Here is a 19413-nt window from a genome sequence, read left to right as displayed (position 1 = left end):
TTCAAAAGTGAGAACTTTTTCTGGGCAGCAACTAAATTATGGTTTTCGTACGCAGAAGAGTTGGCTTCCGGTTCGTAAAACAAAGCTGTCGTCAGCGACAGCTACGCCGTAGAGAGTTGGAGCAGAAAACATCGCTGCTGCACTGCGGCGTTCTTCCGTTTCCTCTTCCGCAACCGGGATGTTATTGACGGGTGGGTTTTCTTCTGTCCAAAGTTTGTTCTCGGCCAGGACTTTGAACTCTTTTCCGGACTGCAGGACTGTTGTCGTCCCTGATTTCCCGAAGAAGTAAACTCGCTCGCCGACACCGACAGGGGTCGCCCAGCAGGAATCTGCGATGCGTTCGGTGAAGACGTCGTCGCCGGTTTCAACATCGACACAAAAGACGACTGCTGACCGATTCACCCAGTACGCCACTCCATCATGTGCCACGGGTGAGGCCCAGGAGGGCGTTGCCTTCGGCGTCGTCCACTGGAACTTCGGAACGTAATCCTCACCCTGCTTTTCGACGACCAGCAAGCCATTCGACTTCCGGGCCATGGTTTCATTTTCGCCCTGTCGACCAGCGGAAGCACCGATGAAGAACTGTCCTTCACCTGGAGACTGTGGAGTGGTTGCTCTGTTGCCCCCGACCTGGTCGAACGTCCAAAGCTCTTTTCCTGTCTTGGTGTCATATCCCATGACTGTGCCATCGGAGCTGCAAACGACTTGCGGTTGCCCACCGATTTCGACAATCGCGGGAGAGCTCCAGTTCGTGCGTGGTTTCCGATCGGTCTTCCACAGCGTTTCGCCGGTCTCCTTGCTCAAAGAAATCAGATAAGCAGCTTCTTCGTCATCAATCAGGATGATGACCTGATCTTCAGTCTGCACAGGCGAGCTCGACAGGCCGAACTTATTTTTCGGCTGCCCATAGTCATCGGAAAGCGATCGTTTCCACCGCTCTTCACCGGATCGGGTCAAAGCGACCACATCGCCACTTTCGAAGTAAGCATAGACTCCGTCTGCATCGACGACTGGCGTCGGAGCTGCTCGACTGATGTAAACGCTGGCTTTTTCAGGGAATGTTGATGCGGTCTCACTTTCCCAACTTAAGTCTCCGGATTTGAGATCGAAAGCAACGACGTGAAGTGTGTTCTTGTCGGCTCCTGAAACGGAGGTGACGAATACTGTTCCGTCCCAGACAACAGGCGAGGATTGCCCGTATCCGGGAAGTTGACGCTGCCAGGCGACTCCCTCCTCGGGAGACCAATTCAGCGGAAGAGATTCCATCTGAAGCTGTGAGGCTCCCTCACCCAGAAAACCTGGCCACACTCCGGGCTGCTGTGGAGCAGCCAGAGCCAAAACAATCATCGAAGGAAGTATCGACATATTGAACTTTTCTACGTTTTGAAGAAGTGGTTGCTATATTCGCTTCTGACCTGAAAGACATCGCAAAGGTCAACAGGCAGTTTTGTTCGACTCTTTAAGTAATCCGCGTCCATGACGCCACTGTTGTCGTCATGATTTCCATTTGAACAACAAACGGCAAGTCCGAGCGTTTTCGTCGACGCCGTGCTGGATCACAACTGGCAGTGCTGCATGAGGAAATTTCATTGAACCTCAACGTCGAGAATTCGCGTAATCGAACGACTTCAAGACTGCTCGTCGCGAACTCTCATCGACGCACCAGAGGTTTTAGAACTCAGCGATAATCTCTCCACCGCCGCGAGTTCCCAAACCTTGCCAGACTCCCCGATCGATGCTGTCTCCGACAAATCGGCAGGACCCATCTCCCATCAGAACCTGAACTCCTCCGACGTGACGACTTCTGGCTGCTTTTAATCCGCGATTCACCCAGAAAAAGCAGTCGTATCGTGAACTGTTTGGCGTGAAGAAGTGATTGTACATCGTATTCTCATACGCCTGCCCAGCCCACAATCGACCACGACTTGCCATGAATCGGTTGACGCCTCCCGGAACATCCTGATCGCAATTTGCAGCTGTCACTTGCGAAGCTGGGACGACGAGAGCCATGAAAAGCTGTGGATCGGCATCTGATCCCGCAGGCAGATCTTCGCCACCGGACCCGAGCAGACTTTCCGAGACGAGAACGGTATTGCTCAGCCCATCTGTGCAGTCCGCGAACCGACGCCAATGCAATGACGAGAACATTCCATCAGCTGCGTTTCCGGGATCACCATCATCGTTGGGGTCGGAAACACGGTTGACTCCCGAACCACTGCAAGCGACGTAATTCGTCGGAGCAGAGTCAACAACTCCGGACGGGCTGGAAATAAACGACGACCGGTCACTTGGACACATGTAAACCGGGATCATTTGCTTGATCACGTCCTCATGCTCTGGCCGAGGGGGTTGGCCTCCTCCCGGCGGGTAGAGCGTCAAGTTCATGTCCAACTGATTGAAAGTGTTGGCCTGATCCAAGTACGGCAGAATTGAAGCCAGATAGCTCCATCGGAACGTTGTTCCCTGTGCGGGATCATGAACGCCATTCCAGCCACACGGGAGCCGACCATAGACGGACTCATAATTGTGGAGTGCCAGTCCGATTTGTTTGAGGTTGTTCTTACACTGCGTTCGACGTGCTGCTTCGCGGGCTTGTTGAACGGCGGGCAGTAGTAACGCAATGAGAATCGCGATGATCGCGATGACGACTAAAAGTTCGATTAACGTAAACGCATTTCGACGCAGCGTCGAAGGTTTATAAACAGACATATCTTGTGATTCCATTTCCATTGAGACTGAATTCTTCCCGACATTTTCAATTGATGACGTAGCTCATCGATGGCTCGATTCGCGCTAAGAGTGCGGCCCGTCTGATTCGCTTTGCTCGGTCGATTTCGCGAACCACATCGCACGATTGGCGAATGCGCTGCGGGGTCGACTGACAAGCAGAGTGACGACAAAAACCACGGCAAACGCCGATCATTCCAAGCTGGAAAGCAGGCGAGTCCGCGCAGGTTTTTAGCGCACTTTGATGAACCGTGAATGGAGAGAGTTGTCTCGACTGGATCAGCGGCAGGTGGTGGCACGCTCACGTCAGGCCCATAGCCAGCTTTGTGGAGAGCGAACCAAGTCCTGGGTGAGCGTGCTAGCACACGCCGCTCCAGAGAGCATCCGCACCGTTCTCACAAAGTGTGGAACGACGAATGCACACAGCAGCCTGAGACAAAATATCTCTCAGAGAAAGAACCGCAGCCGCGGAGGAGGATCTGGCGGGTTGAGATCCGCACTCTCCATCAACACTTCCGTGGGATAAACTCTGTCAACCAGAGTGAAAAGAAGATCGAGATCATCGAAGCAGAATGTCTCAGCCCACGGCATGGAATCCGAGAACCCACCGATACCTCGGCACTTTAATGCATAGATGCCCAGAACGGTTTTCGTCTTCGGCGAAGCTTCTTTTGCATCGTCTGAATGTGATGAGCTGTCTTCAGAAGAACTCGCTGTTGAAGCGACGGAACAAGTACCGCACGACTCTCCACAGTCCAAATCACTACTCTCCGGTGACGATTCACGAACTTGATAGAGTGTCAGATCGAGACGAGGCGAATTTTGCAGTTCGGATTCTTCGATTGAACTTTCAGCAAGTGTCTGACTCGAACAACAACTGCTCATTGGGGCAGGCGAGTCCTTTTCATTTGCGGCCGCAATCTTAACGAAATCAGGGATCTCGACGTTGTTTTGAAGCCCCCAACTCACCTTTTCAGAATCTGTAAAGCAACAGCAACTCTCCCAGCATGCTTCCGCCGAAAGACATCCACAGGGACGATCCTGGCACGGGAAAGGGGTCGAGCGATCTTTTTGGCCAGCTGGACTTTGTGTGCTGAGCTGCACAGTAACGGGCACTATTGCCAGTCCAGTACCGATCGCCACCAACAGGCACAAAACCCTGCGGTTTATTAATGATCGAACTGTCTTGAGCCTTCGGGGCACGATTGCAATATGCTTTTCATCAAGCCGTCCGATTTTTTAGACGGCAACCCGGGCTCGCTCTCCACACGACTGATCGTACCGCAGTCTAAGCTCGGTTTCCAGATTCGTCGTTCGAGATGTCCGTGATACTCGATGAGTTCCATGAATTGGGAATCAATCTGTGATCGGAAGAAGCTGGGCGTGCCGAAAATCAAACATGTCTACCGGGGTGAAAACTCAACTGACATCGGTTCGTAAGCTTCGAGGTCAGTCAATTCGGACTCAACTCCGTTTTCAGGGACCTGCCGTTGGGCAGTCCAGACGATGCCGTTCAAGATGAATCGTCTGAGATCGGGATGTTGCCAGTTCTTGTAGAAGTGAGGCATCACAATTCCGAATCCTCTGCCCCCATCGGGACGATCAACACCCCAGGCGACAATTTCTCGCTGAGGTGATTCTGGCGGAAGCATCGATGTTGCGAAAACAGTCACGTTGCCAGCTGGACGATTCCCGTCGGGACCGAAGTAGTTATTGATGTACGGTTCGTCATGAATTTTGAACGGTTGCCACCCTTGCGAGACGGGATGATCCGGAGTCGCTGGGACGATGGTTGCTTCGGGGAAGATGCGAGCAATCGATTCATGATGTGGACACGAACGATTGGCGAAGTAGCCGCCCATCCAATTCAGAAGCGGATGAGCCCCATCTTTCGCGACGTCCAGTCCCAACAAACCGGTCGCGTAGTGCAAGCAGACGATGCCGCACCCGCGATCCATCATCTCCGCGAGGTCCTTCAAGTTCTGTGACGGGTTCTCGAATCGGTTCGGCGGAAAAGTATCTCCGATGAAGACAACCGAATCAGCATTTGCGCGCTGTTCATCGTTCGGCCAGTGATCGACCACGGTGACCGTCATGCCTTCCAGGTTAGAAGCATTTTCCAGGCACGCTTCAACCACACGTCCTCCGGCTAAAACCTCATGCGATCCGGGAGGATGCCCACTGGGTCCCACGACCACGAGCACATGTGAGGTTTCCTCCGCTCTTGCGACTGAAAGCCATTCAGTCGTCAACAGAGTGATGCTTAAGATCGCGATGAAGATCCGCAACATGAAGACTTCCCCTCTTCTCTGATTCGTGGTGAGTGAACTGGTTGGGAGAGCGATTGTGTGCGACCAGCAGCCGAGGATTCAATCGTCCGCGTCAACGATCTTGTCATCCCGAAAGAAGATCGCCAGCCAAATCGTCTGTTCGCTGTCCGACGTCTCTAACACCCGATGTCGACGATGAGCAGGAATCAGCAGCGCATCTCCCGGATTCATGGTGACCGCTGACGAGTCATCTTCGAATTCGATGATACCCATCCCTGTGAGAACGACGACCCATTCATGCTCTTCCTGATCATACCAGAATCCAGGCGGCGAATGATGGCCGTGCGAAACGATTCGTTCCACGCGAAACTCTTGACCCGCCAACAGGCACTCGACAACTTCTTCAGGCAAGCTCTCGGCGATGGGGGCGAAAAGATTTTTCATCGCTGCACTACCGCTGGTTGAGGTACTCTTCGATCCGCTCAGCTTTGCGGAGCAAATAAGGAATGTGCTGATTGTTGGCTTCGACGAAAGCGGCCAGCAGCCGCATATGATCTTTGAACTCCTCCGTGAACTTCGCGTTCTCCTGGTCACGCCAGGTCGTGCTCAATGCATCCAGCTGACTGGCAAGACTCGCAGCCTGATCGGAGAGAGTACTGTTGAATTGTTTGAGCTTCATTGCGAATGCCCGAAGTTCTTCGGGGTTGGCAATTGCTTGAGCCATGGAATTCTCCTGTGAGCGAAAACGAGGACAGGTCGCTACATGATAAAACCTTGAGACAACAAAGTTTCAAAGCCTTTTCATGTGTGAATGCTTTGCGGTCTTTTCGTTCGGTCGGTACGATCTTGGCAATCGACAAGAAGTCTGTCTATTGCGATTGCCTGACACCATACAAAACGTTCAAACACGACAAGAATCGTCCGCACGATGAGGTGATTCCAGAAGGAATGGACGTTGATGAAATGAAAGCACACCCGAAACAATGAAACAGACTGTTTTTTGTGCGGCTCTGGCCGGAGTTCTCTCCGCGTCGTCGCTCTTCGCCGCTGGTCCAAATCAGCTTTCCGATGCTGAAAAACGAGCCGGTTGGGAACTCCTCTTTGATGGAACCTCGACCGAGAACTTTCGCAACTACCAGAAAGACGCCATCAGCGACGGCTGGGTGGTTGAAGATGGTGCCTTGATCCGAAAAGAAAAAGGCGCCGGTGACATCATCACCAAAAACAAATACACCGCCTTCGAACTGATGCTGGATTACAAGATCTCTCCCGGCGGAAACAGTGGACTGATGTTTCTGGTGACCGAAGAGTACCCGACGCCATGGCGTTCCGGTCCGGAAATTCAGATTCAGGACAACGTCGACGGGCATGACGCTCAGAAAGCTGGCTGGCTCTATCAGCTCTATCAGCCACCGAATGATCCAGAAACCGGCAAGCCAATCGATTCCACACGGCCAGCCGGGGAATGGAATCAATTGCACGTCGTCATCGATCCGAAGCAATCGGAAGTCAACATGAATGGCGTCCGGTACGTCCGTTTCCAAGTTGGAAGCGACGACTGGAACAAGAAAGTGGCTGCCAGCAAGTTTGCTCCATTTGAAAACTTCGCCAAGGCTGAAGAGGGACACATCGCACTTCAGGACCACGGCAACGAAGTCGCTTTCCGCAACATCAAAATCCGTGACCTGAGCAAAGACAACGCCGTCAAGAATCCAGTCGACAGTGAACTGGGCGTCAAACCGGTCCTTGCGTTTCCAAATCTGAAATGGAAAGACTGGGAACCGGTTGATGAAAAAGGTCGTCCTCAGTCATTCCGTCCAATCGTGGTCACACACGCCAACGACGGAAGCGGACGCTTGTTCGTCATGGAACAGCACGGAGTCATCTACTCCTTCGAAAACAAGCCTGACGTGACAGAATCGAATGTCTTCCTCGACTTGCGAAACAGCGTCAAATACGCCGATCGCCAGAACGAAGAAGGTTTTCTTGGAATGGCGTTTCATCCCAAGTTCAAAGAGAACGGCGAAGTCTTCGTTTATTACACGGAAGTTCCGGGACAGGTTTCTGTTATCTCACGATTCAACGTTTCGGCTGACGATCCCAACAAGGTCGATCCAGAATCGGAACTCGAGATCATGCGAATCGAACAGCCGTTCTGGAATCACAACGGCGGAACAATTGCATTCGGTCCTGATGGATATCTGTACGTTGGACTCGGTGATGGCGGAAGCGCAAACGATCCATTCAACAACGCTCAGAACCTCTCCAGCCTGCTCGGCTCGATCTTGCGAATCGATATCGACAGCACACAGGATGGCAAGAACTACGCGATTCCTGAGGACAACCCGTTCGTCCGCGATCGAGAAGCACGTCCAGAAATCTATGCCTATGGACTTCGAAATGTCTGGCGAATGGCATTTGACCGCGAAAGCGGAGACCTGTGGTGTGCAGACGTCGGTCAGAATCTCTGGGAAGAGATCAACATCATCGTCAAAGGCGGGAACTACGGTTGGAACCTGAAAGAGGGAACCCATCCGTTCGGTTCAAGCAGCTCACTCAACACTCAAGTCATCGATCCGATCTGGGAGTACGATCACGGAGTCGGAAAATCGATCACTGGGGGAACTGTCTATCGTGGGTCACGTCTTCCGTCACTCGCCGGAAAATACATCTACGCCGACTACGTCTCCGGTTTGATCTGGGCATTGAACTACGACGCCACTCAGAAGAAAGTCGTTTCGAACGAGTCGATTCCGAGCCCGCAAATGCCCGTCATTACGTTCGGAGAAGATGCTGAAGGCGAGATTTACTTCTGCATCGTGACCAACGACGGCAACGGAATTTACACGTTTGCTGCCGAGTAACTGAAATTGATTGAGAACGTGATTCCCCGCATCAATGCATTTTGGTGCGGGGATTTCTTTTAGAACATTCTCAAATTTCGCGTACACTGACTCGCACGTTTCAATGAGCGAGAGAGCGCAAGCGAGTTCACAGGGAAGAGCAATTTGCTCTAGCAGGGGAAACAGATGGAGTGGGTGATTGCACTGGTCACGTTGACGGCGATGGAAATCGTCCTCGGCATCGACAACATTGTTTTCATCAGCATCTTGTGTGGGAAGCTTCCACCAGCCCAGCGAGCAATGGCCAGAACGATTGGTCTTGGCCTGGCCATGGGAACGCGGATTCTGCTGCTGCTCTCTCTGACCTGGGTTCTGGGCCTGACTCAACCGATCTTCTACCTGACCGATTTAGGCATTCCTGCCTCGTTCGTGGAAACTGAAGAACAAACGAAATTCAGACTCGCGGCCGAAAATCAAACCGAAGAATCTGCGCCCGACGACGAGTCTGCCAGCTCTCATGACATTCCCGATTCAGATGCTGGAGAGCTGACTCTCAGCCACGGCTCACACAATCATGATGAGCACAACATTAATTCCGTCTCCTGGCGAGATCTCATTCTCCTGCTCGGAGGTCTCTTTCTGATTGCCAACTCTGTTGTCGAGATTCACCATAAAATCGAAGGCGAAGGCGGCCATCAATCCAATCAGAACACCGGCAACTTCTGGAGCGTCATCGTTCAGATTGGGATCCTCGACATCATTTTCTCACTCGATTCAGTCATCACTGCGATTGGGATGACGAATCACATCAACATCATGATTCTCGCGGTCGTCATCGCGATCTTTGTCATGATGCTCTTTGCCGGGATGATCGAAGGGTTCGTGGAGAAGTATCCGACGATCAAGATCCTAGCACTCAGCTTCCTGATTTTGATCGGAGTTCTGCTGGTCGCTGAGGGAATCGGAACCCCGGTGAACAAAGGATACATTTACTTCGCGATGGCGTTCTCGCTGGCTGTCGAACTGGTCAACATGCAAATTCGCGGCGGTCGAGGAGTCCCCACGACATCGCAAGAACTGCTCGAGGATGCGGAAAGCGAGTGAAGCAATCGTTGTAGTCAGCGTTCGAGGTCCGCATCTTCCAACGGAATCATTGATAGACCGAGGCGTTTGCGTTCTTCGTCGAGTTGCGCAACCCAAACAGTCACGACGTCTCCCAGGCTCACGCAGTCGAGAGGAGACGAAACAAACTGATCAGACAGACGACTGATGTGCACGAGCCCATCGTTCTTGAGTCCGACGTCAACAAACGCCCCGAAATCGACCACGTTCGAGACGACTCCCTGAAGTTTCATTCCAATCTTCAGGTCTTCGAAATTCATCACGCCCGAGCGAAACAGAGGCCCCGCAACATCTTCACGAGGGTCGCGCCCGGGTCGGGAAATTGCTTCGTAAACCTGTTCAACCGTGAATCGATCGCTCTGCAAGGAAGACGACAGTTCATCAAAGTTGATTCGCTCAGTGGAAAGTTTTGGACCTTTCGTTTTCAGCATAGATTGCGGTTCGACTCCGAAACTCTTCAGCATTTGCCTCGCGAGCGAATAACTCTCCGGATGCACCCAAGTGGCATCCAGCGGTTCGTCCCCGTCGGCAATTCTCAAAAAACCAGCTGCCTGCGTATAAGTGGCTGGCCCGATTCCCGGAACATCGAGCAGTTCTCGACGACGACGGAAAGGTCCACTCTCATGACGACGCTGAACGATCTTCTCAGCTGATTTGCGATTGAGCCCGGAGACATACTTAAGCAGTTCAGTGCTGGCCCGGTTCAAATCGACTCCAACGCTGTTCACACACGAGACAACAACTTCACTCAACGATTGCTCAAGTTGCTTCTCCGGAAGATCATGCTGATACATCCCGACACCAAGGTGTTGAGGTTCAATCTTCACCAATTCGCTCAGCGGATCCTGCAAACGTCGACCAATCGAAAGGGTTCCACGAACTGTCGCATCGAGGTCCGGAAACTCCTCCTGCCCTGCCTGACTCGCAGAATAAATACTCGCCCCTGCCTCGTTGACGATCGTGTATCGACACGAAAGATTGTGATTCTGGATCGCTTCGCTGACGAGAGCTTCGGTTTCGCGGCTCGCTGTCCCGTTGCCAATTGCAATCACATCGACTTGATGCTTCGCGACAAGCTGGCTCAGCTTCTCAGCCTGAGATTCGCGTGAGTCTTTTCCAATCACGAAGATCAGATCAGATTCCAGCAGCGTTCCAAGACGATCAATGACAGCCACCTTACATCCCGATCGAAATCCGGGATCGATTGCCATGACCGTCTTGCTCGGAAGCGGCGGCTGCATCAGCAAACTTCTGAGGTTCGCTGCAAAGACGCCCATCGAATGAACATGTGCACTCTCTGTCGCCTCCCGTCTGAGCTCTCGTTCAACAGCAGGATTGACAAACCGCTTTAAAGATTCGCTCAGACACTCAGCCATAAATCGCTTTGCACGGTGTATTCCCAATTCGAGATTGGCAGCAGCTCGTCTCTGCGCCTGATCACCATCCCAATCCAATGACACACGCAAGATTTTTTTGGCTTCTCCTCGATCGATCGCCATCACCCGATGCGGTGCCAATCGTTTGAAGGAACTTTCGAATCCGCCGTAGTCGCTGAATGTTTTTTTGAGTTCCTCGTCTTTTCCCCCAGACGAAAGTTTGGTCCGAATCATCGCAGTCCGCCGGGCGGTCTCGCGTACGATGTCGCGGATAGCGACCAACTCAGAAATGCGACTGGCAATAATCTCCCGCGCTCCGTCGATCACGATCTGTGAATCGACAAGGTCCGGATGCTTCCCGACGCAATTGGCAGCCACTTTCTCAACTTGGTCATCACCCACGCGCCCATTCCAGATCGCCTCGGCCAGCGGCCCCAATCCGCGTTCCAAAGCCTCAGTTGCTTTGGTTTTCTTCTTGACACGAAACGGCGCATAGAGTTCGTCGAGTCGACGTTTGGAATCGGCCTCGAGGAGTTGTGCCTGAAGTTCAGGAGTCAGCTTGCCGAGCTCTTGAAGCGACTCAATCATGCGAGCCCGAGTTGTGGAAACCTCTCGCAGCGTGGCGATTCCCTCTTGAATCGCACGAATCTGGTTCTCGTCGAGCCCGCCGGTTTGCTGCTTTCGGTAACGAGTGATAAACGGAACGGTGTTGCCCTCATCCAAAATCTCAACCGTTCTGCGGACCGAATCAAGCTTCAGACCAAGCTGTGATGAAAGCCGTTGAATCAATTCCTGTTCCGAGTCCATTCGATCTTTCTCCGTGACAACACCTCGCGAGCGGCACATTCCGCCGCTCTCAATTCGTAACAGCGTGGGATTGTAACGATTCTATGCGTTTTGTGTGATGTCGGGATCGTGCCGACGACGATGACAACGAAGAAGCACAATTCACAGAGAAACTGCATCGAAGAACGCCCGAGAATTCATCAGATTTGAAGCGCGATGCAGGCCAGCTTCACTCTCTCCATTGATATGGCGAGAAACAAAAGCGTTGCCGGATGTTCGGACAAGAACTGCATTTGGGGGACCGACGATGCGTCTGCATTGGCGTGAGATTCAAAAGAAAATTCGCCACTGGGCTGCTCCAGTGGCTGCCACATTGATGTCTGGCCCTGCCCTTCTGGCTCAGGCTCCAGTGCAGTTTCAACCGATGGCTCCAACTCCGAATCCGGGTGTTGTGCAGGCTAGCGAACAACAGCACCTCGATCCCTACTACTCCCAGAATTACACATACTCGGTTCCAACGAATGGTGCTCCCTACGGGCCGATCTATCCGCAAGACATAGCCACGTCACGCTACGCCGCCTTTGACGTTGCCAATATGGTCGGAACACACTTCGGAACAGTTGAGTCAGTCGCATTCAGTTCCGTCAACATTGCGACAGACGAAACCGTCGACGGGATCTTTGGCGTACCAGCTGCCAACCGCGTCACCAACATCGCGGAAAACAACAGCCCGATTCCGCGCGACCGCTTCTATATGAGCTACAGCCACTTCGCAAATCCGATCTCCTCGCACATTCGCGTCGATGATCCGAACGATATGGATGACGACCTGCAACCGATCCCAGCGACGGGAACGAACGCCCAATTAAATCACGATCAGTTCATGCTCGGGATTGAAAAGGCATTCTTCGGCGATTCGATGAGTCTCGAATTGCGGGTGCCGATCATTGTTCAAGTCGATCAGTCTGTTCCGGGCGTCATCGATCCAACATCGACCGCGTTCAGCATGGGACGCGACGATCCGAACGGAAACATCTCTCTAAACTTCAAGAGAGTGATCGGAGAATGGCATGGCGAACACGCCTCAGCATTACTGACAGGCGGAGCCGGAATCACCTTCGCTGCCTCGGACCGGACTCATGTCACCGTGGGCGACGCGGAATTCTATGTCGACAACTCTGCTTATCACTTCAACCCATTCCTCGCCTTCGTTGTTAGTGGCAAGGGACGCTGGTTCATGCAGGCCTTCTTCGAAGCAGACTTCTCCACGGACGACATTACCGTCCACGTTCCGGGAGAAGGACGAGTCGGATACGTCGACGTTCCCGACTACTACAACATCGACTTGGGAGTCGGTTACTGGATGACCCGTCACACCGAACGCCGATTCCTGAGAGGAGTCGCTCCGATTCTTGAATTCCACTACGGTCGACAGCGACAGGACTCGCAAGGGTTTGCATTCATCGCAGATGGCGACGAGACATTGACCAACGCGGTCTTCGGATCGTTGTACAACCGCCAGGACGTCTACAACTTCACCTCCGGAATTCACACCGAATTGACTCGCTGGATGAACACCCGAGTCGCAGGCGTCTTCCCGTTCCGAGGAAACGATCACCGCCAGTTCGACGCGGCACTCATGGTTCAGGTCGACATCGTTCGCTAAGAACCTGGACCAAGGACAGGAGTCAGATCTGGCCAGGCAGAGAAATCACGGAGACCTCTTAACCCGGCGGCCAGTCGAGGTTTCTCTGTCCGAGCAGATGGAAGTGCAGATGATTCACTGTCTGCCCACCATCAACACCTGAATTGGCCACGACCCGAAATCCATTCTTCAGCCCCATCTCTTCAGCCAGTCGACGGATCACAATCATCAAATGCCCCAGCAGCATTTGATCCTCATCGTCAGTCTCAGCGAGAGAAGGAATTTCCTTGCGGGGAATCACGAGAATGTGAACCGGTGCTTGGGGGTTGACGTCACGAAACGCGAGACACTGTTCATCTTCATAGACGATTTCCGCAGGAATCTCTCCGTCGATAATTCGCTTGAAGATCGTTGGCTCCGACATTGTCGCGGTGTCCTTGCTGGTGCAATTCTCGAAATTGAATGATCGTGAGATTGATGAGTCCGGAGAGCAGCCGATATCAGCTTGATGAAGACGGTCGCCGTCGACGAACAGGAGCGGGACAGCAGTCCTGAGGACAGACATCCCAGTTTGGTCCGTACTGACCGATCGCTTCCTTCTCTACGTTTAGAAGCAATCGCTCCATGATCAACTTGCTCACGCATCGTACAAAATCAGGATGCGTCCCGACACTCGCCGCCCGCGACATCGGCACTCCCAGCTCTTTGCACTTCAGGGCTGCTTCTTCATCAAGATCAAACAGTACCTCCATGTGGTCAGACAGAAAACCGACCGGAGCAATGATCAGCCCCCCAACACCTTGCTGATTGAGTTGATCGATGTGATCGAGAATGTCGGGCTCAAGCCAGGGATCTTCCGGTCGACCGCTGCGGCTTTGATAAACAAGCTTCCAGCGATCCTGAGGAATACCAATCGAATCAGCGATCAGCCGACATGTCTCCGAAAGCTGCTGCACATAATCGCAGTTGTCTGACATTGAATTCGGAATGCTGTGAGCCGTGAACGCGACGTGAAACTCTCCACGAGACCGTTCCGGAAGTTGTGCAATCGCATCCTCAATCCTCGCGACATTCGCGGAGATGAATCCCGGGTGATTGTAGAACGTGCGAATCTTGTCGACGTCCGGTGCTGACTCGCCGACCTCATCTTGGGATGCGTAAACGTTCTCACGATACTGACGACAACCGGAGTAGCTGCTGTAGGCGGAAGCGACGAACGCAATCGCGTTCTGAATCCCATCATCCGCCATTTTCTGCATTGTCTCCGTAAGCATCGGATGCCAGTTTCGATTCCCCCAATAAATCGGAATCTCAACGCCCTGACTGGCAAGGTCCTCAGTCACCGCGTCGATCAGTTCCCTCATCTGCTGATTGATCGGACTCACACCGTCAAAGTGGTAATAATGCTCCGCCACTTCGAGCATTCTCTCGCGCGGGACATTTCGTCCTCGCAACACATTCTCAAGAAACGGCATCACGTCATCCCGAGATTCGGGGCCACCGAACGCTACGAAAAGCACCGCGTCGTAGTTGTATTCACTCACCAGAATTCACTTTTTCCAGAAGTTGTTCTCAAACCAATTCGAAGCTCTGAATCAGTCCGCGAAAACTGCTTGAAAATGCAACTTTCGCCATCTGAGATGCAAGCTCTTTGGATTATTGTCAAACTCTACGAATCGTCCAGTCACCTCCTGCGAACCAAGCCCTGATCTACTGCCCTTCTGATGTCGACCTTATGGATTGGAAACTTCTGTTTCGAAGACGAATTGGACGCCGCCAAAACACTTCCTCTCAAACTCCAAAGACTGGAAGCCGAACTGACTCCGTGCCTGATCGCAGCTTCTCAGCCCGGTGATTTCATTCTAACGAAAACCCCGTGGACTCCTGAAAACTGGCCCGAACTGGAAGCTATGGGACTCGCTAACCGAAAGTTCGTGACACCAGACGAACTCCGCGATCTGGCACCCTCGATCGAGCGAACACAACCTTGGGGATGGACGGAATCCGCCCGAGAATTCTGTCAGAAGTTTCAGCTCCTCATGCATTCTCCCAGCCAGAAAGCTGTCCGCGACGTGAACTCTCGAAAGACATCGCGACAGCTCTCGATCGAACTTGGATGCCCCTTGCCCGGAGAAATTCTCATCGATTCGATGGACGATCTGATCTCTGCACTCGCATCAATAGTCTACGAGAACGGATTCGTCATCAAAACGGAATTCGGGCAATCCGGCCGAGGACAAATCCGATCCGAAACGACCGACCTCGCCGCCAGTCAACTTGCCTGGGTGAAGAAGCGACTCAAGACAGGCAGTTCACTCTTTCTCGAACCGCGACTTACTCCGATTCTGGAACTTGGAATCCAGTGGGACATCCCCGAATCTGGAGAACCAGTCATGTTCGCCGTCACGCAGCTGAAGTCATCTGCACAAGGGCGGTATACTCAGACAATCGTCCATCCGAGTGATCTGCCCGAAGAGCCGACGACCGCAATTCTTTCGTTTCAACGTCAAGCAGTGCAGCGACTCCAGGCAGATGGCTACTTCGGTCCAGTCGGAATCGATGCGATGATCTATCAGGGCGCGGATCAGCGACCCCAAGTCCGCCCCCTGCAGGACATCAACGGTCGCTGGACAATGGGCCGACTGGCCTGCTTCTGGGCTCAACAATGCTTCCCAGATCGAAGAGACGTCGGCTGGACACACTCTCGTGAAACTCCGGTGCCTGGTGCCATTCGAACATCCCCCCATCAAGTCAACGGACAAACGGTCGACCACGCAACATGGTGCCACGAATGACGGCGGACTCAGTTTACATCCATGTTCCGTTTTGCATCCATCGATGTGGTTATTGCGACTTCACTGTGATCGCTGGCCGAGATGACTTGATCGACGACTATCTCAAATGCCTCGAACTTGAGATCGCTCGCTCCATTACAAGCCCGCAACCGGTCTCCACAATTTTCATCGGAGGAGGAACCCCCAGCTATCTCCCGGAACCCGCACTGCAACGACTCCTCACGGTCGTCAATCAATGGTTTCCGTTAAGACCGGATGGCGAATTCTCAATGGAGTGCAACCCTGATGGACTGACTCCCGCCAAGATGAAAATCCTGCGAGTTCATTCGGTAAATCGAATCAGCCTCGGCGTGCAATCGTTCAACTCCCAACACCTTCAGACACTTGAACGAACGCATCACGCTGAGACTGTCGACACCGTCTTCAATCAGTTACGAGACAATGGTTTCACGAATATCTCGCTCGACCTGATCTTCGCTGTCCCCGATCAAACACTCGCCGACTGGGAAGCGGACCTGAAAACGGTCATCGCTTTGAATCCCGAGCACGTTTCGACCTACGGACTCACATTCGAAAAAGGCACACAGTTCTGGACGCGGCGAATGAAGTCGCAACTCATCCCCGCCGACGATGAACTCGAACGGGAAATGTATTCCGTCGCAATGAACACGCTGGAGGACGCCGGTTTCCGCCAGTATGAACTCTCAAACTTCGCCCAGCCCGGAATGGAGTGTCGACACAACAAAGTCTACTGGCAATCCGCCCCGTATTTCGGCTTCGGACCGGGAGCAGCCTCCTACCTCAACGGAGTCCGCGCCATGCGTCATCGAAGCGTGACCACCTGGATCAAGCGAATCATGGCTGGAGAATCCGGAATCGCGGAGACAGAAGAACTCAACTCAGAAGACCGAGCGAGAGAAGCCGTCATGCTCGGACTCAGACAAGTTGAAGGCATCGACCTCGAGCAATTCCAACAACGATTCTCCTACCCACTCCCTGACCTCGCTCCGAACGCCTTCGATCGTCTCATCGAGGATCAACTCCTCACTCTCGACCAAGGCAAACTCCGCCTCACAAAAACCGGCCGCTTCATCGCCGACTCCATCATGGCCGAATTCCTATGAACGACTTCGAACTCCAACGGAACGACCTCCCAAGCTCCCTGCGAATACTATTGATCGAATAGCAATACCCTCTGGCGTCATGCTATTCCCCACTGACGATTCGAATTTTGTTGTTCATCCAATCGTCCCCGAAAACGCGGTCTTCTCTAAACTCATAGGACCTCGTTCTCTTTGAAGTAATCGCTGAAAACCGGCAGAATGGGATTCGGTAAAAGTAGTCTTTCATCGAACATCGGATCAACACGACCACGACAATATCGTCTGCATCAACCTTCACAGGTGTCTCGATGGGCCGTCCTAAAATCCACCAATCAATGTCGTCGGGTACAGAGACCGCGAGTGGCTCGACATCTTTCGCGTGCTTCCAATCTTCTATTGCCGCATCGTAGGTTCGCACGAAAGACTGATGTTCTCTTAAAATACTTCCAGGCCGTCGATCCGACTTCTTCAACTTTTTGCTGTAAGCATTCCAATCCTCATTGTACGTCACCCCAATGTGATAATGTGAAAACGCGAAGTGCTTGTTGTACAGAAGCAAAGTGAATCCGTTTATTTCTTTCAGGACTTCATTCCCGTTTTCGTCGATGCTTATCTCGACAGTCTTGGGAATTCCCTTCCTTAGCAAGCTGTATTCGCGTTCAATTCTCTCCAAGAGAAGGGTGAAATCTCCAGTAATCTCTAGTTGACGAAATCCAGCATACCCATTCAGCCCACGTTCGCTCCAAGGTTGTTTGTACGTCATTGTCATGCGTTCGCCATTCCTCCATTCCGACAACTTCGCACTTGTTAGCTCAGTACAAAAGAACGAATCACCTGGGAGGAAAAGCAGTTCAGCCTGAACATCAACCGTTAGGATCGCGAGAGTTACGGTAACAGACAAGAAAGCAACTCTATTTCTTCGACACATGTTTCCGACACTCCGACATGATCAACCGGTGCTGCAAGGGACTTGATTAAGGAATTGAATAGATGGAGACACGCATCCACCCCAACCTCTACGATTAGCTGACAATCGCCAGTTCAACAACAAACTTACTCAAATAGCGAATCATCCTCTATGACACCCCAGTCGATTCTCACGCCGCAGTCAGGTTTCAGTGTGAGAAATTCATTCACTACGCATGAAGGTATGACCACAACACCCATACATAGATGTTAATGAGTATGTAAATCACAAAGCCCACGATTGGTGGTCCACCGCCCATATCTTCGCCCCGCGACATTCGCCATAGAACATAGAAGAACCGAACTGTCAGGTACACACTGGCGATCACTGGCCACCACTCAAACCAAATGCAGACGAGCATTTCAATCCCCTGACTTGGACCGCTCGATTGCTCTCAGGAATTGAGTTCTCGGCCCGCACAATTCGCTGACGGATAAAGCTGCCTGGAACCGCAAGATCACTTTATCAGGCATGTCTGGTGGCTCGAAAACCTTGAATCGCAAGTCACCGCGATCCTTGAGTTCAACAAGAAGATGCCCGGTGCTTCGCCCCCCGCCTTTAGGTCCTAAAAAGCAAGGCTGCATGGCATTCAGCGATTCAACAAGCAGCGCAAGTTCTGCAGTTCCGGCTCCTATCGTCACATCATCCGTCTTTGCCCACACGACATCAGCCACCTGAATGGTCCTGACGGTTTTCGCGACCCTTGATTGAGTGATCATTCTGGGAAGCAAAGAGAAGCAGATGAGTGCACCCACAACAAAGGGTCGAATCGACTCACGTTGCCAAGGTAGAATGGGGAGGTATCCGATGAGAACACTGAGTATCAGTCTTTCAAACGGAAATGTTCCTTCAAAGACTAAGGATACAATGCAAAACACAATCGCACCGATAATCGCTACGCGAGCATATCGATGCTTCATTGCCCAGTTAACGGTCTTAGTTATTCTCACAAGCAGTCACTCAAGTTCGTGGAAAAGCCTGACAAGTACTCTTGAACTCTTCATTATGCACACGGAGCTCTGGCTCACACTGAGTGGCACGTCGACACAAAGTGTTCGCTTCTCGAATGAGGCATTTGCGGGTTGCGAGTGATTTCGATTAGCCGAGTCAACCCCCAAAGGGATCGCAAAGCGAGAAACCCACAATGACATCAATTCCAACAGATTGAAGTGAGCAGTTCAACGTTACTGGAATCTCGTCGCCATCACCGTGGACGACAAGAATCTCCTTGGACCCGGAATCGACTTCAAGAATCAAGTTGGTGGGCAAACCTTCTCCTCTGGAATCGACATCTGCAATTACCTGTCCGATGATGATTGCTGACTGCTCATTGGCAGTGACAACGTAGTAGCCTGGACCAAAATCTTCGAGATCATCAATGGAAATGACCTTGGTAATTCTTTGAATCAGAACACGATTAACAACGTTGGACGCTTCAAATGAAACAAAATCCTGGCCTCTCCGTCCTCGGATGTAAACATAACTGGCCCCGAAGACTCCAATGGCAACCGCAACGAGAATCAACAACGACGACGACGGAACGAACAACGCCAATGCTGAATAAACAACGCCCGTCAGAATCAAAGAAATGACTCCAAAACCGGACGCTTTTATGAACCGTTGCAATCGGAGTCGGTTGTCTGCCTTCTTCTGACGTACAGGCTTCCGCTCACAGCAATTCGGCTCGATCGTAATCATGAATGACAAAGGCCCAACTTGTTCAAAGAATCGAATTCTATCCTTCGAGCATGGGATAAGCCGACGATCCACACGGCGTCA

The 19413-nt window shown here is 52.2% G+C and carries 18 protein-coding genes; 5 read left to right on the top strand and 13 right to left on the bottom strand.

Annotated features, from left to right (window positions below; all coding sequences use genetic code 11):
* Positions 1-36 precede the first annotated feature (36 nt).
* The 6 genes from AB1L42_RS18395 to AB1L42_RS18370 all read right to left on the bottom strand — a co-directional run bounded on the left by AB1L42_RS18395 (position 37) and on the right by AB1L42_RS18370 (position 5721).
* Positions 37-1365 carry a PQQ-binding-like beta-propeller repeat protein gene (locus AB1L42_RS18395; protein ID WP_367059403.1) on the bottom strand — a complete coding sequence of 443 codons (1329 nt, stop codon included), beginning with the start codon at positions 1363-1365 and terminating at the stop codon, positions 37-39.
* 306 nt (positions 1366-1671) lie between these two features.
* The gene (locus AB1L42_RS18390; RefSeq protein WP_367059399.1) at positions 1672-2709 is read right to left on the bottom strand and encodes a DUF1559 domain-containing protein; all 1038 of its coding nucleotides are present in this window, start codon (positions 2707-2709) and stop codon (positions 1672-1674) included.
* A 465-nt stretch (positions 2710-3174) separates the two neighbouring features.
* A complete protein-coding gene (locus AB1L42_RS18385; protein ID WP_367059396.1) occupies positions 3175-3612 on the bottom strand; it encodes a hypothetical protein in 438 nt (145 codons plus the stop codon).
* A gap of 518 nt (positions 3613-4130) precedes the next feature.
* Positions 4131-5018 (bottom strand): ThuA domain-containing protein, encoded by an 888-nt coding sequence (locus AB1L42_RS18380; RefSeq protein ID WP_367059391.1) that lies wholly within the window; start codon positions 5016-5018, stop codon positions 4131-4133.
* Positions 5019-5096: 78 nt separating this feature from the next.
* Positions 5097-5441 carry a cupin domain-containing protein gene (locus AB1L42_RS18375; protein WP_367059387.1) on the bottom strand — a complete coding sequence of 115 codons (345 nt, stop codon included), beginning with the start codon at positions 5439-5441 and terminating at the stop codon, positions 5097-5099.
* Positions 5442-5448: 7 nt separating this feature from the next.
* Positions 5449-5721 (bottom strand): WXG100 family type VII secretion target, encoded by a 273-nt coding sequence (locus AB1L42_RS18370; RefSeq protein WP_367059382.1) that lies wholly within the window; start codon positions 5719-5721, stop codon positions 5449-5451.
* A gap of 259 nt (positions 5722-5980) precedes the next feature.
* On the opposite strand from AB1L42_RS18370, the gene AB1L42_RS18365 reads away from it, so the two are divergent.
* Both AB1L42_RS18365 and AB1L42_RS18360 read left to right on the top strand, forming a co-directional pair.
* Positions 5981-7861, top strand: coding sequence for a PQQ-dependent sugar dehydrogenase (locus AB1L42_RS18365; protein WP_367059377.1), 1881 nt, complete (start codon positions 5981-5983; stop codon positions 7859-7861).
* A gap of 165 nt (positions 7862-8026) precedes the next feature.
* Positions 8027-8944: a TerC family protein gene (locus tag AB1L42_RS18360; protein WP_367059372.1), complete on the top strand. Its 918-nt coding sequence runs from the start codon at positions 8027-8029 to the stop codon at positions 8942-8944.
* A gap of 14 nt (positions 8945-8958) precedes the next feature.
* Here the strand turns inward: AB1L42_RS18360 and AB1L42_RS18355 are convergent, their stop codons facing one another.
* Complete coding sequence (locus tag AB1L42_RS18355) at positions 8959-11184, bottom strand: Tex family protein (protein WP_367059367.1); 2226 nt, start codon at positions 11182-11184, stop codon at positions 8959-8961.
* Positions 11185-11431: 247 nt separating this feature from the next.
* Between AB1L42_RS18355 and AB1L42_RS18350 the strand changes: the two genes are divergently transcribed.
* The gene (locus AB1L42_RS18350; RefSeq protein ID WP_367059362.1) at positions 11432-12790 is read left to right on the top strand and encodes a hypothetical protein; all 1359 of its coding nucleotides are present in this window, start codon (positions 11432-11434) and stop codon (positions 12788-12790) included.
* Positions 12791-12848: 58 nt separating this feature from the next.
* On the opposite strand, the gene AB1L42_RS18345 is transcribed toward AB1L42_RS18350, so the two are convergent.
* Both AB1L42_RS18345 and AB1L42_RS18340 read right to left on the bottom strand, forming a co-directional pair.
* Positions 12849-13193, bottom strand: coding sequence for a histidine triad nucleotide-binding protein (locus AB1L42_RS18345; RefSeq protein ID WP_367059355.1), 345 nt, complete (start codon positions 13191-13193; stop codon positions 12849-12851).
* A 76-nt stretch (positions 13194-13269) separates the two neighbouring features.
* A complete protein-coding gene (locus tag AB1L42_RS18340; RefSeq protein ID WP_367059350.1) occupies positions 13270-14313 on the bottom strand; it encodes a ferrochelatase in 1044 nt (347 codons plus the stop codon).
* A 180-nt stretch (positions 14314-14493) separates the two neighbouring features.
* On the opposite strand from AB1L42_RS18340, the gene AB1L42_RS18335 reads away from it, so the two are divergent.
* Both AB1L42_RS18335 and hemW read left to right on the top strand, forming a co-directional pair.
* Positions 14494-15564, top strand: a complete 1071-nt coding sequence (locus tag AB1L42_RS18335) for a hypothetical protein (protein WP_367059345.1) — start codon at positions 14494-14496, stop codon at positions 15562-15564.
* Entirely contained in the window at positions 15561-16688 is a 1128-nt protein-coding gene (gene hemW, locus AB1L42_RS18330; protein ID WP_367059338.1) for a radical SAM family heme chaperone HemW, read from the top strand. Before AB1L42_RS18335 ends, hemW begins: the two co-directional genes overlap by 4 nt.
* An 82-nt stretch (positions 16689-16770) precedes the next feature.
* Here the strand turns inward: hemW and AB1L42_RS18325 are convergent, their stop codons facing one another.
* The 4 genes from AB1L42_RS18325 to AB1L42_RS18310 form a co-directional block, all read right to left on the bottom strand.
* A complete protein-coding gene (locus tag AB1L42_RS18325) occupies positions 16771-17568 on the bottom strand; it encodes a hypothetical protein (RefSeq protein WP_367059335.1) in 798 nt (265 codons plus the stop codon).
* Between the two features lie 235 nt (positions 17569-17803).
* Entirely contained in the window at positions 17804-17995 is a 192-nt protein-coding gene (locus AB1L42_RS18320; RefSeq protein ID WP_367059332.1) for a hypothetical protein, read from the bottom strand.
* Between the two features lies 1 nt (position 17996).
* A complete protein-coding gene (locus AB1L42_RS18315) occupies positions 17997-18308 on the bottom strand; it encodes a hypothetical protein (RefSeq protein ID WP_367059329.1) in 312 nt (103 codons plus the stop codon).
* A gap of 433 nt (positions 18309-18741) precedes the next feature.
* A complete protein-coding gene (locus AB1L42_RS18310; RefSeq protein ID WP_367059326.1) occupies positions 18742-19260 on the bottom strand; it encodes a hypothetical protein in 519 nt (172 codons plus the stop codon).
* Positions 19261-19413 lie beyond the last annotated feature (153 nt).

It is taken from the genome of Thalassoglobus sp. JC818, assembly GCF_040717535.1.
In the GTDB taxonomy this organism is placed as follows: domain Bacteria; phylum Planctomycetota; class Planctomycetia; order Planctomycetales; family Planctomycetaceae; genus Thalassoglobus.
The sequence above is the reverse complement of the archived record's forward strand: the minus strand, read 5'-3'. Positions and strand labels throughout refer to the sequence as shown.

Excerpts from the sequence above, each read along its gene's own strand:
- AB1L42_RS18395 (WP_367059403.1), bottom strand. The coding sequence starts at position 1,365 with ATGTCGATACTTCCTTCGATGATTGTTTTGGCTCTGGCTGCTCCACAG.
- AB1L42_RS18390 (WP_367059399.1), bottom strand. The coding sequence starts at position 2,709 with ATGTCTGTTTATAAACCTTCGACGCTGCGTCGAAATGCGTTTACGTTA.
- AB1L42_RS18385 (WP_367059396.1), bottom strand. The coding sequence starts at position 3,612 with ATGAGCAGTTGTTGTTCGAGTCAGACACTTGCTGAAAGTTCAATCGAA.
- AB1L42_RS18380 (WP_367059391.1), bottom strand. The coding sequence starts at position 5,018 with ATGTTGCGGATCTTCATCGCGATCTTAAGCATCACTCTGTTGACGACT.
- AB1L42_RS18375 (WP_367059387.1), bottom strand. The coding sequence starts at position 5,441 with ATGAAAAATCTTTTCGCCCCCATCGCCGAGAGCTTGCCTGAAGAAGTT.
- AB1L42_RS18370 (WP_367059382.1), bottom strand. The coding sequence starts at position 5,721 with ATGGCTCAAGCAATTGCCAACCCCGAAGAACTTCGGGCATTCGCAATG.
- AB1L42_RS18365 (WP_367059377.1), top strand. The coding sequence starts at position 5,981 with ATGAAACAGACTGTTTTTTGTGCGGCTCTGGCCGGAGTTCTCTCCGCG.
- AB1L42_RS18360 (WP_367059372.1), top strand. The coding sequence starts at position 8,027 with ATGGAGTGGGTGATTGCACTGGTCACGTTGACGGCGATGGAAATCGTC.
- AB1L42_RS18355 (WP_367059367.1), bottom strand. The coding sequence starts at position 11,184 with ATGTGCCGCTCGCGAGGTGTTGTCACGGAGAAAGATCGAATGGACTCG.
- AB1L42_RS18350 (WP_367059362.1), top strand. The coding sequence starts at position 11,432 with ATGCGTCTGCATTGGCGTGAGATTCAAAAGAAAATTCGCCACTGGGCT.
- AB1L42_RS18345 (WP_367059355.1), bottom strand. The coding sequence starts at position 13,193 with ATGTCGGAGCCAACGATCTTCAAGCGAATTATCGACGGAGAGATTCCT.
- AB1L42_RS18335 (WP_367059345.1), top strand. The coding sequence starts at position 14,494 with ATGTCGACCTTATGGATTGGAAACTTCTGTTTCGAAGACGAATTGGAC.
- hemW (WP_367059338.1), top strand. The coding sequence starts at position 15,561 with ATGACGGCGGACTCAGTTTACATCCATGTTCCGTTTTGCATCCATCGA.
- AB1L42_RS18320 (WP_367059332.1), bottom strand. The coding sequence starts at position 17,995 with ATGCTCGTCTGCATTTGGTTTGAGTGGTGGCCAGTGATCGCCAGTGTG.